At 46.2% G+C, this 16,152-nt stretch carries 14 protein-coding genes and 1 tRNA gene; 6 read left to right on the plus strand and 9 right to left on the minus strand.

The window, feature by feature from the left end:
• The first annotated feature begins 47 nt into the window (after positions 1–47).
• Complete coding sequence (locus B7P33_RS09545; protein WP_097441743.1) at positions 48–1,118, plus strand: hypothetical protein; 1,071 nt, start codon at positions 48–50, stop codon at positions 1,116–1,118.
• 25 nt (positions 1,119–1,143) lie between these two features.
• Here the strand turns inward: B7P33_RS09545 and B7P33_RS09550 are convergent.
• Positions 1,144–1,218: transfer RNA gene (locus B7P33_RS09550), tRNA-Arg, on the minus strand.
• Between the two features lie 372 nt (positions 1,219–1,590).
• On the opposite strand from B7P33_RS09550, the gene B7P33_RS09555 reads away from it, so the two are divergent.
• The 3 genes from B7P33_RS09555 to B7P33_RS09565 all read left to right on the plus strand — a co-directional run bounded on the left by B7P33_RS09555 (position 1,591) and on the right by B7P33_RS09565 (position 5,007).
• Entirely contained in the window at positions 1,591–1,968 is a 378-nt protein-coding gene (locus tag B7P33_RS09555; RefSeq protein ID WP_097441744.1) for a hypothetical protein, read from the plus strand.
• A 155-nt stretch (positions 1,969–2,123) separates the two neighbouring features.
• Positions 2,124–4,220, plus strand: a complete 2,097-nt coding sequence (locus B7P33_RS09560) for a TonB-dependent receptor domain-containing protein (protein WP_245871739.1) — start codon at positions 2,124–2,126, stop codon at positions 4,218–4,220.
• Between the two features lie 214 nt (positions 4,221–4,434).
• Positions 4,435–5,007 carry a DUF502 domain-containing protein gene (locus B7P33_RS09565; RefSeq protein ID WP_097441746.1) on the plus strand — a complete coding sequence of 191 codons (573 nt, stop codon included), beginning with the start codon at positions 4,435–4,437 and terminating at the stop codon, positions 5,005–5,007.
• Positions 5,008–5,174: 167 nt separating this feature from the next.
• On the opposite strand, the gene B7P33_RS09570 is transcribed toward B7P33_RS09565, so the two are convergent.
• Positions 5,175–6,440, minus strand: a complete 1,266-nt coding sequence (locus B7P33_RS09570; protein ID WP_097441747.1) for an NAD(P)/FAD-dependent oxidoreductase — start codon at positions 6,438–6,440, stop codon at positions 5,175–5,177.
• 178 nt (positions 6,441–6,618) lie between these two features.
• Here B7P33_RS09570 and B7P33_RS09575 point away from each other — a divergent pair, with 178 nt between their 5' ends.
• Entirely contained in the window at positions 6,619–7,494 is an 876-nt protein-coding gene (locus B7P33_RS09575) for a sterol desaturase family protein (protein ID WP_097441748.1), read from the plus strand.
• Positions 7,495–7,696: 202 nt separating this feature from the next.
• Here B7P33_RS09575 and trxA read toward each other — a convergent pair whose 3' ends face one another.
• The 6 genes from trxA to B7P33_RS09605 form a co-directional block, all read right to left on the minus strand.
• The gene (gene trxA / locus B7P33_RS09580; protein ID WP_097442297.1) at positions 7,697–7,990 is read right to left on the minus strand and encodes a thioredoxin; all 294 of its coding nucleotides are present in this window, start codon (positions 7,988–7,990) and stop codon (positions 7,697–7,699) included.
• Positions 7,977–8,975 (minus strand): Tll0287-like domain-containing protein, encoded by a 999-nt coding sequence (locus B7P33_RS09585; protein WP_097441749.1) that lies wholly within the window; start codon positions 8,973–8,975, stop codon positions 7,977–7,979. Before B7P33_RS09585 ends, trxA begins: the two co-directional genes overlap by 14 nt.
• A gap of 7 nt (positions 8,976–8,982) precedes the next feature.
• Positions 8,983–9,252: a heavy-metal-associated domain-containing protein gene (locus tag B7P33_RS09590; RefSeq protein ID WP_097442298.1), complete on the minus strand. Its 270-nt coding sequence runs from the start codon at positions 9,250–9,252 to the stop codon at positions 8,983–8,985.
• 70 nt (positions 9,253–9,322) lie between these two features.
• A complete protein-coding gene (locus B7P33_RS09595; RefSeq protein WP_097441750.1) occupies positions 9,323–9,661 on the minus strand; it encodes a rhodanese-like domain-containing protein in 339 nt (112 codons plus the stop codon).
• Positions 9,662–9,822: 161 nt separating this feature from the next.
• Positions 9,823–11,238: an MBL fold metallo-hydrolase gene (locus tag B7P33_RS09600; protein WP_097441751.1), complete on the minus strand. Its 1,416-nt coding sequence runs from the start codon at positions 11,236–11,238 to the stop codon at positions 9,823–9,825.
• Between the two features lie 150 nt (positions 11,239–11,388).
• A complete protein-coding gene (locus B7P33_RS09605; protein ID WP_097441752.1) occupies positions 11,389–13,161 on the minus strand; it encodes an arylsulfatase in 1,773 nt (590 codons plus the stop codon).
• Between the two features lie 186 nt (positions 13,162–13,347).
• Between B7P33_RS09605 and B7P33_RS09610 the strand changes: the two genes are divergently transcribed.
• A complete protein-coding gene (locus tag B7P33_RS09610) occupies positions 13,348–14,427 on the plus strand; it encodes a cytochrome-c peroxidase (protein WP_097441753.1) in 1,080 nt (359 codons plus the stop codon).
• Between the two features lie 131 nt (positions 14,428–14,558).
• Here the strand turns inward: B7P33_RS09610 and B7P33_RS09615 are convergent, their stop codons facing one another.
• Positions 14,559–15,974 carry an MBL fold metallo-hydrolase gene (locus B7P33_RS09615; RefSeq protein WP_097441754.1) on the minus strand — a complete coding sequence of 472 codons (1,416 nt, stop codon included), beginning with the start codon at positions 15,972–15,974 and terminating at the stop codon, positions 14,559–14,561.
• Between the last annotated feature and the right edge of the window lie 178 nt (positions 15,975–16,152).

Raw genomic sequence — 16,152 nt, forward strand, 5'->3', positions numbered from 1 at the left:
AAGGGCCTAAACCCGTTAGCCCTTATGTTTACCATTAACCCTTTCCCTTGAAAAAAGCCCTAGTTTTTCTTTTGATACTTCATAACAGCCTACAATCGCAAGAATTGAGCGAGCAAGAACAAATGCAAATCGACTTTGCCATTGATCTCTTTTACGCAGATGGTTCCAAAATTTTTGTTGACGGGCCGCTGTATTACACCAAAAAAACAGTCGACACCCCTTTGTTCTTGGCTCAGCTCCCCCCTAAGCAGGTGTTGAAAAACACTTTGGCCGCCTATGGTGAAATTGCGAAGCTGGAATTTGACGGCGAGGGCATGATGCACTCCCTAAATGTAGTAGCCACTTTGGAAAATATCGATTGGCCCCTACCCGAACTGTTCCAAATCTCCTTGGTCGGGAACAAGCTATTAGATGCCCAAGGCCAGGCCGTGGCCCTTAACGATCAAATTAGTACCAGCCATACCTACTTTACCCAGACCCAGCACGAAAATGGAGAAAACAAAATCTATAAAACCCTGCAATTAAGCTCGGGTATGTTCTTTACCGAAGACCATGTCGATACCCCCAAGGGCGATCTAAGTTTTCAATTGGATCTGATCTCGGGTTATGAAACGGTAAAAATAGGACCCCAAGATACGGGTAAGAAATTTTCGTTTTTGGGGGTTGATTATACCGTTATCGGTATTCGTAACAACTATGTTATCATTCACCCGGACCACTACGACCATGAAAAGGGGTTCCCTTTTAAGGTAATGCATCTAGACACCTCGAACAAAGCCCAATTTACCGAGTTGTCCTATGACGAAATCGAAGCCAGAAAGGAAGCTGGGGAAGTATTTGACAACGACGTTTTGGGTATGGGTACCGGAATGTTGAGCATTCCCCAAAACATGTATAAGATCTTTGAATCGGAACCGAAAATATCCAAGGCCGATTTTAAAAAGAAAGCCATGCCTTTATTATTGGCATCTTTAGCGGTTATAGGCGATGCCCCAAAAATGGCCGAGATATTAGGGCCCACCTATATCGTTATCCAAGACCTGGCACCTATTGAGCAGCTGTATTTATATGCGCCAAAATCAACGGAAAGTTTGACCATTACGAAGGCCTTACAATAAAAAACCCTCTCGACTGAGAGGGCTTTGGTAGCCTCACCAGGACTCGAACCTGGATCTAAAGTTTAGGAAACTTCTATTCTATCCCTTGAACTATGAGGCCAGTAAAATTGTTTTATACACATCGATCAACTTCTTTGTGTATCTGGCCCTAGGAAACTTCTTCCCGATAGTTCCGATAATTATCGGAATCGGGACTATCCCTTGAACTATGAGGCCAATACCCGAAAACATGCTTCGGGGCTGCAAAAATAATCGTTTTTTTAAAATTTGCATGCTATTCGATTCGTAATTCGCCTAAGCCCCTATTTACAATACTACCTAAAACCCTCACCGGTTTACCTGGGCTTGTCTTCCACCCCAACCAAAAAACATTGAAAAGCCCGCAAGGAAATAGAATACTTTTTTATCTTTTACCTACAGAAAACTGACAATTGTCAGTTTGCAATCCGTTTGGGCGATCTATCTTTGTGCCATGCAAGAGAAAGTTTCCCTTTTTCCGTTGGTATTGGCCCTTATGGTGCTCTTCGGTTCTTTTAAGGCCTCTTTCTCTTATGCCTACTATTTTATGGATACCGATGGGTTTATACAAACCTTTTGTGAAAACGTAGACAAGCCCGAACTCGATTGTAGGGCCAAGTGTTTTCTAAAAACGATAAACCAAGAGGTACCCGGGGATGCCGACGAACCCCAAAAGCATACTTTCGTCTACCGACTGTTGCTTTACCCCATGCAATTGGAGCAACTTCAACTCAATTCGATCGACCCGGCCAACCAACACAATTTCCGTTACCAAAACGGCTTTTCGCAGTGGCAACCGCTTACGGGTGGCCAACCCCCCGAGCTGGTATAATTCCGCTTATACTTTATTGACACTTCCGTAGCAGGGTTTCCTATGGTTTCTCCTGAACACCTTACCGTGTCATACCATCATTTTCATATACGAACCCGGAAGGGGTAACACTGGCCAAACAAGCCCTCAAGACCTCCTTCCAAAAAATACTACCTATGCGTACTTTTTTCGCACTATTCATGGGTGCCCTATGGCTACCCCTATCGTTATCCGCCCAAGAACAAGAAACCGATAGCACCGAGAAGCAAACCACTTTTTTAAACGAGGTAATCGTAACCGGTAACCTAAAGACCGACCCGGTACTGACCGAAACCGCAAACGACCTGGCCCAAAAAATCGTACAACCCAAAAACGTGGCCGACCTCTTTAAGGATGTCAATGGCTTTTCATTGATCAAAAGGGGCAATTACGCCATAGATCCCAGTTTTAGGGGATCGCAATACGAACAGCTGAACCTACAGTTCAACGGGGGTACCAAGGCCATGCATGCCTGTCCCAACCGAATGGACCCGGTGACCACCCATATTATCCCGGAGGAAATCGCCGATATCGAGGTCATCAAAGGGCCTTATTCGGTGCGTTACGGCGCCACTTTTGGGGGTATCGTTAACCTGGTGACCCAAATGCCCGACCTAAACGAAAAAGGTTTAAGCGGATTTGTCCATGGCGGGTACGAAAGCAATGGGAATACGGTGGTTACCTCTGCCGGACTCACACAGGTTTGGGACCGTTGGGATGTTATGGCCACCGGAGGATACCGCGATTTTGGAAATTATGAAGATGGAGATGGTACCGAGATCCCCTCAGCATTCCGTTCTACCGATTATGGGGTACGTTTAGGATTCCGCCCAACCGAAGACCAACGTTTACAGGCCCACTGGCGCCAGTCTTTCGGTCGTGACGTATTACATGCCGGTTTGCCCATGGATACCGAATACGACGACAGCTCCATCCTTTCTTTGGACTATAGCCACAAAGCCTTAAACGGATTCTTTACCAAACTCGCTGCCAAGGCCTACTATTCGTATGTAGACCATTTGATGAGCAATGTAAACCGACCCAATTTTATGATGGTACATGCCGTTTCGCCGGTAGAGGCCACCACCGTGGGCGGTAAATTGGAACTCACTTCCAAAAAACTGGGTAAGACCTGGTTTTATCTGGGTGCCGATTATTTCGGTATTGCCCGTGAAGGCAACCGTACCCGAACCATAAAACGCAATATGATGGGCATGCCTCTTGCCCAACCCATGGTGAAGGTAGACAAGATATGGCAAGATGCCTATGTAAACGACTTGGGTATCTTTTGGGAAGCCAAACACCCACTGACCGACAAGACCTTACTTACCGTTGGCGCCCGTTACGACAGGGTGGTCTCTGAGGCCCAAGACCCGGCCGAAGACTTCTTGACCATGTATCCAGACTTGGATAAACGTACCGAGAACAATATCTCGGCCACTGCCTCCATTAAATACCGTATGACGGAAGATTTTCTCTTGGAAATGGCCTATGGCCGCGGGGTAAGATCGGCCAATATGACCGAGCGTTTTATCAACCATTTTAGTGTAGGGCCCGACGGATTTGAATATGTAGGTAACCCCAATCTGGATGCCGAGGTAAACAACCAGTTCGAAATTGGCTTTAAAGGAAAGGCCCATGGGGAAACCAGTTCTTTTGACTACGGACTATCGGCCTATTATTCGATCTACGACAACCATATCGTACCGATCATAGACCCCAACGTTCCCCGAAAGTATATGCCCACCACCCCACCCACCGTGGCCAAAGTGTACCAAAACGTAGACGATGCCTACAAAACCGGATTCGAGGCTTATGGTAGTCTTAACTTTGCCGAACATTTTGAACTGGGCACCCAATTGTCGTATGTCTATGCCAAGAATAAAGACCTGAACGAACCCTTACCCCTTATACCACCGTTTACCGCCCGGTTTACCGCTGGTTTTGACAACAGCAAGTTTTGGGGTAAAATCGACTGGACCTTAAAATCGTCACAGGAGAACATATCGGAATCCTTTGCCGAGCAAGTGACCCCGGGTTATGGACTGGTTGACCTAAGGGCCGGTATCCGGGCATTTAAAAACCTTGATATCGGTGTGGCCGCCATGAATGTTTTTGACAAGACCTATCACGATCATCTGAATTTTTCCTTTGCCAACCAGCCTGGTTTTGGACGGGTACCGATCAACGATCCCGGAAGGAACCTTTCGGCTTTCGTACAGTATAAGTTTTAATGAAATCCACAGACCTGACAGGTTACCAAAACCTGTCAGGTCTACGATAACTCGATTCGACCGTTCCGCAGACGGTCTGGTACGATCAATCAAGGGAGGTTGATTTCTGATACTACAATAGAATTGAGTACTACAAGAAGACGGGTCCGCAGCCCGTCTTCTTTCTTTTTACATTTAAAGGGTTTGCTTATTTTTAGCAAAAAACCGCCAAACCTTGGAAACTTTCATCAAAAAAACCAAAGACACCATTATTTCCGGGATTATTCTTTCCCTACCTATTTTCATTCTTATTGCCATTTACCAAAAACTATACGGATTCCTATATGGTTTCGGACATAAAATAACGGCCGCCTTGGGGCTGCATGAAGTAGAAGGCGTAGATATCGCCCCTATTCTTACCTCTTTATTATTAATCGTGGCCCTGTATGTGTTCGGTTTACTGGGAAGGGTTTCCAAAATAGTTAATGGCAAGGATTGGATCGAGAACAATGTACTTACCTATATCCCTACCTATTCAAAATATAAAGCCACCATGATGAAAAAACTTCAGCCGGGTGAAGATCTTAGACAGCCCGTGTTCGTCGAAATGGCCGAAGGTTGGAAACCCGGACTCTTGGTACATGCCGAAAAACAAAAAGCCACCGTGTTTTTACCCTCTACCCCCGATACCGATTTGGGTGAGGTTTGGGTGGTCGACGAAGCCAAGGTTCGGCAGGTAAATATGACCGCTAAAGAATTTAAGACCGCGGTATTGCTTTCGGGGAAGGGCTTAAAGGTGGAAGCCTAGGCTGAACGCCTCCTATTACACATTCAATTCAGGAATACCCTGTAGTTCTGAACCCTCGGGCCTTCCTTAAGAACAATTATCAAAGGAAGTTAATGGCGCTATCCAGGTAAAAAAAACCTCTCTTCCCGAAAGCTATCGAAAAAGAGAGGGGCCTGGGCCATGGGCCACTACACTTCTTTACCCTGCATCATTTTATTCCAATACAAATAGGGTAACATATGTTTTTTGAACATATACAAACGCCAATGCTCCTTGGCGCTATTGAACACCAACATGCGTTTTAGTTTGGGGTCGGGTATAAAGTTGTTGTTATAGTCGAATTCGGCCAAGACCATCTTGCCATAACCGGTAACCAGAGGGCACGAAGAATAGCCATTATACCCGGTATTATCGGCCTGTTTTTTCGCCAAGAGTTTTAAGAGGTTATCGACCACAATCGGGGCCTGTTTTCTAATGGCTGCGCCCGTTTTGGCAGTTGGGAGTCCGGCTACATCGCCCAAACCAAAAATATTGGGGTATTTTTTGTGCTGAAGGGAGTGATGATCTACATCCAGCCAGCCATTGGCATTCACCAAATCGGAATCTTGAACGAACTGGGGAGCGGTTTGGGGCGGTGCCAAATGCAACATATCGTAAGGCATATCGATAATGGACTCGCCCTGTATATGTTCGCCGGTAGAATCGTCTTCGTTGATCACACAGGTATTGTCGCCCGGATTGGCATTTTTAAAATACACCACCTTATTGTCGGAATCGATTTTAATAGGGGTATAATGTGTACGAAAATCGATATTGTAACGGTGTAACACCTTGGTCAGGGTCTCTTTTATGGGTTTTACCCCAAAGATGACCGTACCAGGTGTGGCAAAGACCACATTGGTCTTATCGGCCAGACCGTGCTTTTTAAAATAGTGCGATGCCAAATAGGCTATTTTTTGGGGTGCACCCCCACATTTGATCGGGGTGGCCGGTTGGGTAAAGATGGCATTACCACCCTTAAAGTTTTGCAGCACCTTCCAGGTATGTTCGGGATCGGTATAGTTACTACAAACATTTTCTTTGCGTTCCAAAGCCTCGGTAAGGCCTTCTATCAGATGAGGGGCCATGACCAGACCGGGAGCTACCACCAAATAATCGTATTGCAATTTACCGCCGTTTCGGGTGCTTATCGCATTGTTGACCGGATCGAACCCTTCGGCATAATCCTTGATCCATGTTACCCCTTTGGGCATGACCGATGCCGTAGGCCGGGCGGTTTTCCCAAATTGGTAATCCCCAGCCCCTACCAAGGTCCAGGCGGGTTGGTAATAATGGGTCTCACTGGGTTCTAAGACCGCAATATCGAGTTTGGGGTCTTTTTTTAACAATTGTGCCGCGATCATAATTCCGGCCGTACCCCCGCCAATGACCACGATTTGATGATGTCCCTCCATGCTGTTACTTTTTTTATGGTTCCGCTAAATATAAAGGTAGTATTTTACCTATTTTGTAACTCGGGTTACAAATGCTTGCGAATACCTCGATTTCAATAAGACAATACTACCTATTATGGTAACTTGGGTTACGAAAAATCCGAATTCTAGCAACTAACTTGCGTCAAATTTTCCCTGTATGTATACAGATGCTTTTTTAAACGCCTTGATTGGTTCGGCCCAGTGGACCTGGAAATCCATCTTGTTCCAAGTGCCCTGGTACTCCAATTACTTTTGGGGCCTAACCCTGCTTTCATTGGTCGTCTGGGGGCTCGAATTGCTTTTTCCTTGGCGGAAAGATCAGAAACCCCTGCGCAAAGACTTTTGGTTGGATGGTTTTTATATGTACTTTAATTTCTTTGTATTCTCGGTGGCCATCAGTGGTTTTTACAAAGCCATCGGACTGTTTTTCGGGGGCATGGGTATCAGTATGCAATCGTTGGCCCTGTTGGATTTAAAAAGCCTACCCGCTTGGGCACAATTACTACTGTTTTTCGTCTTGCTCGATTTCGTACAGTGGTTCACCCATGTACTTCTACATAAAACACCTTGGTTTTGGCGTTTTCATCAGGTACACCATAGTGTGAAGGAAATGGGTTTTGCCGCGCACCTACGTTACCATTGGATGGAAAACCTGCTCTACAAGCCTTTAAAAACCGTCGGATTAATGCTTTTGGGCGGATTTGAACCTGAACAGGCCTATATCGTGCACTTTACCGCCATAGCCATTGGGCATTTGAACCATGCCAACATCCGGATTACCTGGGGGCCCTTAAAATACCTTTTGAACAATTCGGTAATGCACCTGTACCATCATGCCTATAACCTACCCGAACATAAGCCTTATGGTATGAATTTCGGAATCAGTCTCAGTCTTTGGGATTATATTTTCGGTACCGCCCATGTACCCGACGACAATGCCCACATTCAATTGGGTTACCCGGGCGACGAGCATATGCCCGACAGCTTTATGGGCCAATTGGGCCATGGGTTTAAGGACGCTTCTAATAAGTAACTGAGTCCTAAAAAAGAGGCTGCTATTACAAATCTGCGCCTTAAATTACTGATTACCCATTACCAACGATCATAGTAACACATTACGGCCTCATGAATCCCCGTGTTCTTGGGTTATGAATAGTTGTTACACAGCGTATCACGGAGCACCGCAGAGTTTTACAGAGTTTCTTACCCTTGATACTTGCTTTAAGGCAATTCGTTTAATTCGATTCGATCAATCGGATCAATTCTTGGGCAGGTACTACACCCGATTGGCGCCAGAGTTGTTTGCCGTTTTTGAACAACATTAGAGTAGGTACACCACGCACTTGATATTGGGCAGCCAAGGCTTGGTTTTTGTCCACATCTATCTTTAAGATAGCCGCCTTTTCCCCCACCGCGGTCTTTACTTCGGTCAAGATCGGGGCCATCATTTTACAGGGTCCGCACCACTCGGCAAAAAAATCGATGAGTACGGGTTTGTCGCTATTGATGATATCGTTAAAGTTCGCCATTTTCATTTGGGTTTAAAGTTATTCGCCACATGCCCCTGATTTCGTTTACGCCATAGCCTTGAGCGGCATCATTGGGGTAAAATCGTTTTATCATGTCCAAGGTAGCGGGTTTAATATCTTCCCCGGGTTTACCATGGCATTTTAGGCACATACTATTGGTCGTTATCGGATAATATACCTTAACCGGTGCTTGGGAGCTGTCTACGATAGGTTTCAAATCCATACCATCTTGTAATAACACTTTATAGGCATCCAATATCCCTTCTTCCGCAGCATTGGCCTTGTTAATGGGGTTACGGGCCTTGTCCGATACCCGTTTCACTTGGGCATGCATGGCTACCGACATACTATCGGTAAGCGGAATGGCACGGTCGTTACAAAAGGTCAAGGCCGCGGCTGGACCTTCTTTTTGTAGTTTCCCCATAAGGTTTTTGCCCAATTGTTTTTTGGTGGCCATCGCAATTTTAAGGCCTTGTTGGGCATAGTTCAATTTTTCTTTTTTAGCCTCCCAAACTTTTCCGGTTTGCTCATATTTACCATGCCCTTCGGCTACCCAATGTGCGTCCCACCACTGGGGTTGGGGTACTTTATAGGTATACAAATGGGCGGCTATGGCCTTTAGTGTTTCCTTAGGGTACGGCTGAAAAGGCATAACACCGAAGCGTTTCACAGCGCCCTTCATTTGGGCACTCTCGGCGCTGGGCTTGTTCAAAAAAGCAGCCATGTTTTGGTGAAATTCCTCAAAACCCATATTTGCCTCTAGATAATGGGCCTTTACGGCCACCATGGGCGGTGCCACACTTTCATCTAAACTAGGTTTGGCCCCATGGCATAGGTTACAATTAACCTCCATTAGGGCCTGACCCTTATCGGCCAAAGCCAAAATCTCGTCATCGGATAATTCGGATTCCCCTTTTTGTCCTTCTTTACAGCCTACGGTCACAGTGGCCAAAAGCAATAGCCCTAAAACGAACCTGTTTCCCATGATATTCTTATTGTGACATTTTACCCGTGGCACAACTTACAAAAGACTTGGCTTTGGACACTAAGCTATTGGCCTCGTCTACGGCCGGGTAGCCTAAATTCAATAAATTGGTCTTTACGTTTTGTACCTCCGTTTCCGAGGTGGCCACAAAAGCGATTTCAGAGGTCTCTGGCGTAACTACCACTTCCGACACCCCTTCTAAGGCACTGATTTTTTTGGTAATGGTCTTGGCACAGCCCCCACATTTTAGGTTCTGGACGATTATGGTTTGCTTCATCATTTATGTTTTTACGATTAACTTCCAAAGAAAAGTATTCCGCTTATCACGAAACAGGATATAAATCACCTTAAGACCACGCTAAATACCCCCCTCGCAAATCGTAAATCTCGGTAAAGCCCATGGCCGCCATCATACGGGCCGCCTTACCACTACGGTTTCCCGATTGGCAATACACATAAACGGGCTTGTCTTTCTTTAATCTTTCCAATCCGGACTTAAAACGGCTCCCTTGGAAAAAGTCGAGGTTCTTGGCTTTTGCGATATGACCCGAACCGAACTCACCTGCCGTCCGCACATCCAATATCTGCACCCCTTTTTGGCCGATTCCCGATTTAAAATCGGCCACATTCAACTTGGTGACCCCTGGAGTATCTTTTCCTCCGAACAAAAAACTTAATATGGACATATGCTTAATCTTTTAGTTGTATCTATTCAATTCGTTATTCACGAGTTTTAAAAATTAAAAACGGGGTGCGCAGTTACGCAACACCCCGCTTTCGGGGAACCAACCCATATAAACCCTCGTTATGGAGCCTTGCTCCAAATATTGTTACTCGCTATCCGAGCTTATTTGCGTGTACTGGGACAAACGAAATCGGTAGTTTCGATTCCGGCTTCCAAGATGGATTTCATCCCACCCGCAATATCTATTACATTATGTATACCCCTACTTTTTAAAATAGAGATCGCGATCATACTCCGGTACCCACCGGCACAGTGCACGAACATGGTATCTTCCGAATCAAAAGCCCCGATATGGTCGTTCAAATAATCGAGCGGGGTATGTTTGGCCTGTGCCAAATGCTCGGCCTCAAACTCCCCATCTTTACGTACATCGAAAACGGCCACTTCGGTATTGTTATCGAGAACACCTTTAAAATCGCTGGCCGGTATGGAACTGACCTTGTCAAATTCCTTTCCTGCTTTTTTCCAAGCTTCAAAACCACCTTCTAAAAAGCCAATGGTCTGATCAAAACCTACCCGAGACAAACGGGTGATCACTTCTTCTTCCCTGCCTTTGGGGGCCACCAGTAAAATGGGTTGTGCCACATCGGCGATCAACGCGCCTACCCATGGGGCAAATCCGCCATCGATACCAATAAATATGGATCTTGGTATATGGCCTTCGGCATAATCGTTCTGATGGCGTACATCGAGTACCACAGCACCACTTTCGTTGGCCATGGCCTCAAAGGCCTCGGGATCCAAGGGTGTGGTCCCCCTTTCGATTACGGCATCTATATGGTCGTAACCCTCTTTGTTCATTTTCACGTTCAACGGAAAATACTGTGGGGGTGGCAACAAGCCATCGGTAACCTCAGCAATAAATTCGGCCTCGGTCATATCGGCCCTCAGGGCATAGTTCATTTTTTTCTGATTGCCCAAGGTATCTACCGTCTCCTTCATCATATTCTTGCCACAGGCAGATCCTGCGCCATGAGCAGGGTAAACTATGATATCATCGGCCAGCGGCATAATTTTTTCACGTAGACTGGTATACAACAAACCGGCCAACTGCTCTTGGGTCATGTCGGCTGCTTTTTGGGCCAGATCGGGCCTGCCGACATCTCCCAAAAAGAGGGTGTCTCCGGTAAACAAGGCATGGTCTTTCCCATCTTTATCGCGCAAGAGAAAGGTGGTACTCTCCATAGTATGCCCCGGCGTATGCAAGGCGATGATACTTACTTCGCCCAGTTTGAATTCCTGTCCGTCTTCGGCAATAATGGCCTCGAAGGAAGGATTGGCATTGGGCCCATATACTATAGGTGCCTTGGTTTCTTTGGACAAGGTAAGGTGCCCGCTGACAAAATCGGCATGGAAATGGGTCTCGAAAATATATTTGATCTTGGCGTCGTCCAATTTGGCACGCTTCACATACGGATGCACCTCGCGGAGCGGGTCAATGATGGCCGCTTCGCCCTTACTCTCTATGTAGTAAGCGCCTTGGGCCAAGCATCCGGTGTATATTTGTTCAATCTTCATGATTCGTAAAAAGGTGGTTCCTAAGGGTTGTTCGATACTCGTTAAGGTTTCAACAAAAAACCTCTTTTGAGTTAACTTACCCTACAAATATACATTCCTTCGCCCTTGCTCAAGGTAACATTGGTTACCTAAACCTTTTTTAACAGGATTTTAAGGTTGCTTACTGGGTTCGATTTGAACCCAAAAAGGCAGTGTCCAGGTTTCCCCATCGAATATCCGGGGAATAAGTCGGCCTTTGGATTTAGGCAGGTATACCGAACGCCAAATACTGTTATCGGCGGTTATAGCACTCCAATTTTTTGAAACCAAGTATGAACCCAATTCCAATTTGGCCTCGGCCTTTGGGTTTTCGATCGGTTCCAGCATATGAAAGCGAATATCGTAATACCCCGCTTGGGCCACCTCAACTTCCCACGCCCCATAAACATTGGTGCTTTTACTCCAGATTCCCTCCACCCCAAAGGCATCGTTGCGGTTTAAGACCGTGCTGAGCTCATGTTGCGTACCAATTATGGCCCGCGGGTGTTCTTGTAAATGCCGACTTTGAATAATCTGTTGATACCAAGACTGGACCTCTTGCTTCATGCGACGTACCGGTTCTGTTTGCCCTTGGGCGAGGTTTTGTTGCTCGTAGGGATCTTGGGCCAAATCAAACAAGCCGAATTCCGAGGTGCCATTTTTGGTTTGGGCCACCAATTTTCGATCGCCTTGGATCAGGGTCATGTTTTTATAGAGTTCGGGATAACGGCGGTTCCAATACAAATAAATGGAACGGTCTTTCCAATCGGGCTCAGGTTCCCCGAACAATAATGGGGTCAAATCCTTTCCGTCTAAAGGAACATCTTTGGGCAGGGGTACGTTACACAAACGGGCCAAGGTGGGCAGCATATCGATATGGGCGGCGTTCGTCTGTACCTCTCTCCCCGCTTTTAAGGTCTTGGGCCAATGCCAAAAACTGGGCACCTGTATACCGCCTTGATATACCGAGCCCTTCTTTTCGCGTAGCCCATAATTGTACCTCGGGGTAGACGCCCCATTGTCGGTCATAAAAATGACCAAGGTATTCTCTGCCACACCCGATGCCTTGAGCTGGGCCATAACCTTGCCCACATTGTCGTCTATATTAGTTACCATACCATAGGCCTTACGGGCAATATCTACTTGGGCCGGGTTCATTTTCGGAAAGGGCATCTCCGTATCCCCCCCCACTTGGACCGACAAGTCTTTGTCCGCATAACGGTCGTAATATTCCTGGGGCACTTGAAAGGGGCCATGTGGGGCATTAAAGGCCAAATACAGGAAAAAGGGAGCCGCCGCATTGGCTTTGATAAAATCGACGGCAGCATCACCGAACACATCGGAACAATAGCCTTTGGTAGTTACTTTTTTACCATTGTTCCATAAGACCGGATCAAAGTAACTACTATCCTTGGCCATATAGTTGGGCCAATCGCCCACTTGGCCAATTCCACCCGACAAATGATATAAAGCCTCATCAAAACCTTGATCGTGGGGACGGGTAGGATAATTATCGCCCAAATGCCATTTGCCCACCATGGCGGTACGGTAACCGGCAGCCGATAGCATCTCGGCCAAGGTAACCTCTTCGGTTGCCATTATGGCCCCGCCGTTATAGGTATCGTGAATTCCGGTACGTAACGAATTGCGGCCCGTCATTAAGCTGGCCCGGGTAGGGGCACAAACGGGGGAAACGAAAAATCGGTTGAAACGGGTACTTTCCTCAGCCAGTTTATCCAAGACTGGGGTATGGATATGGATATTACCATAAAACCCGAGGTCGCCAATACCCTGATCATCGGTCATGATCAATACCACATTGGGTCGTTTTGCATTTATGTCGGTGGTTTGACCAAAGCCAAGCCCTACGCATAGCATCAAGAGTAAAGTTCCTATTGATTTCATAACCTCAATTTTCCATGGAAACTAATGCATCCACAAGAAATAAAGGTATGAATTAGACGAACATCAGTTAGCCATAGCCTAAAACATCGTTTTTTATGCCCCTGAAATGCGGTATTTGATATGGGTCAAAAGATAATCGTGTCTTTTTAATGTCCTTTACCCCACCATAACCAAAACGTTTATCCCATGAAAAAGAACTGGTTTATCGGTTTAGGCCTCATTATTTTTATAGTTGGGGCTTGTTCTAAGGATTCTGGTACGGAAGAACCCCTATCCCAAAACTACACTATTGTGCACGACGGGCTCCCCGCTCCGAACATCCCTTCGGATAACATACCAACGACCCAGGGGGTGGCGCTAGGCAGGCGTTTGTTTTACGAAAAACTATTAAGTAAGGATAACAGCATGTCTTGTGCCTCTTGCCATGAGCAAAAAAACGCCTTTTCGGATACCGATCGTTTTTCGATTGGGGTAGAAGGTAAACCTGGTAAAAGACAGGCCATGGCCATATTCAATATGCTCTGGAACCAAAATGAATTTTTCTGGGATGGTCGTGCCCATTTGTTGCGCGACCAAGCGTTAATGCCTATTGAAGACCCCTTGGAAATGAACATAAGCCACGAAGAAGTGGTCGAAAAACTTAATGCCCAACCCGACTACCAAAATCGTTTTAAAGCGGTTTTCGGTTCACCGGAAATAAACCCGAAACGTATTTCATTGGCCTTGGAACAGTTTATGAACATCCTGATCTCCAATTCTAGCAAATACGATAAGGTTTTGGCCGATAAGGCAGACTTTAGTCCGCAAGAAGCACGGGGGCGTGACCTATTTTTCAGTGGTTTCAATGCCCTGAACCCGGCCCAATCCGGAGCGGGCTGTTCCAACTGTCATGGTGGGCCCAATTTTGAAAACAACGCCTATATGAACAATGGCCTTGATCTTGAAGCCGATATTGTGGACGTGGGTCGCATGAAGGTAAGCGGCCAAGCCTTTGAAAAAGGCACTTTTAAGGTGCCCTCTTTACGCAATATAGCGGTAACCCCGCCCTATATGCACGATGGTAGGTTCAATACCCTAGAAGAGGTCATCGATCATTACGACCATGGTATCCGGTACAGTAGTAGCGTAAACAGTACCTTGGAGAGTATTCAACAGGCGGGCGGACTAGCCTTAACCCCGGCGGACAAGCAAGCCTTGATCGCCTTTTTAAACACACTGACCGACCACGAATTTTTAAACAACCCGAAATTCTCGGATCCGTTTTAGGTGACAACTTAGACCTAGCTCCCTCACCCCTAGCCCCTAACCCTTGGGGAGAGGGGCGCCAAAGCCTAATATGCATTAAAAAACAAAAGCCTGGGAATCCCCAGGCTTTCTTAGCAAACTCTATTTCTTATCTACAACATAGTCGTTGGGCACACATAGGCCGTTAATGGCAATTCGGTATTGACCATGTCTTTGAATCCGCCTGAGATATCTACAAAATTATCCCAGCCGCGTTGCTTTAAGATCGAGGCCGCAATCATTGAACGATAGCCTCCGGCACAATGAATAATAAAAGCCTTGTCTTTTGGAAATTCCTCTAAATGTTCATTGATTTCGTTCAGTGGAATATTAATGGCCCCTACTAAATGTTGGCTGTCGAACTCGCTCTTTTTACGTACATCGAAAACCAAGGGTGATTCATCTTTATAGATACTTAAAAAGGCATCGATATCTACTCGACCTACTTCAAAACTCAAACTATCCGACTTTTCCCAAGCCTCATATCCGCCTTGGAGATAACCTACGGTATTGTCATAACCCACACGCGATAAGCGGGTAACCGCTTCTTCTTCGTCTCCGGGATCGGTAACCAAAAGAATAGGCTGCTTTACATCGGGTATCATTTCACCCACCCATTGGGCGAAACTTCCTTTAAGACCGATATTGATACTTTTTGGTATAAAGCCTTTTGAGAAATCATCTGCAGAACGGGTATCCAAAATAAGGGCTTGGGTGGCATTAGCCACTTCTTCGAAGCCTTCGGGATCGAGTGGGTTCAAACCTCTATCCATAACCGTATCCAAAGACTCATACCCCTTAATGTTCATGAGCACGTTTTGCGGAAAATACCCCGGAGGTGTGGTAAGACCGGTCAAGAGTTCTTTAATAAACTCGTCTTTGGTCATATCGGCCCGGAGGGCATAATTGGTCTGTTTTTGATTACCCAATGTGTCGGTAGTCTCGGTACTCATGTTTTTACCGCAAGCCGATCCGGCGCCATGGTTGGGGTAAACAATCAGTTCATCGGCCAGGGGCATAATCTTGTTGCGTAATGAATCGAACAAATGCCCGGCCAATTTCTCTTCGGTAAGATCGGCGATAACGTGTTGGGCCAAATCGGGCCGACCCACATCTCCGATGAACAAGGTGTCACCCGTAATCAGGCCGTGTTCCTTTCCTTCGGCATCGATCAATAAAAAGGTCGTACTTTCCATGGTATGCCCTGGGGTGTGAATGACCTTGATCTTATAATCGCCAATCTCGAAAACCTGTCCGTCTTCGGCCACCGTAGCCTCATAACCCGGTTTGGCGGTTGGACCAAAAACGATCTGGGCACCCGATTTTTTCTTGAGGTCTAAATGACCCGATACAAAATCGGCATGAAAGTGGGTCTCGAATACATATTTGATCTTGGCCCCATCTTTGTCGGCACGATCTAAATAAGGTTGCACCTCACGTAAGGGATCGAAAACGGCGGCCTCCCCCTTACTTTCAATATAATAGGCGGCATGGGCCAAACATCCGGTGTAAATCTGTTCTACTTTCATGTGATTGTTTTTTATTCGGTTTGCAAAATTCGGCAATGGTAAGGTGATAGAAGCTGATAAAAGTCAGGCTACTTGGTCGCAGCCAGTATGTATTTCATAGGACCATAACCATTCGTACACCTCCAAAACCATAGCTTCAAATATAGCCGGGGCCTTGGCAGCTTGCAGTAACTTTGGT

Source organism: Sediminicola luteus (genome assembly GCF_002514735.1).
GTDB lineage: Bacteria > Bacteroidota > Bacteroidia > Flavobacteriales > Flavobacteriaceae > HQA918.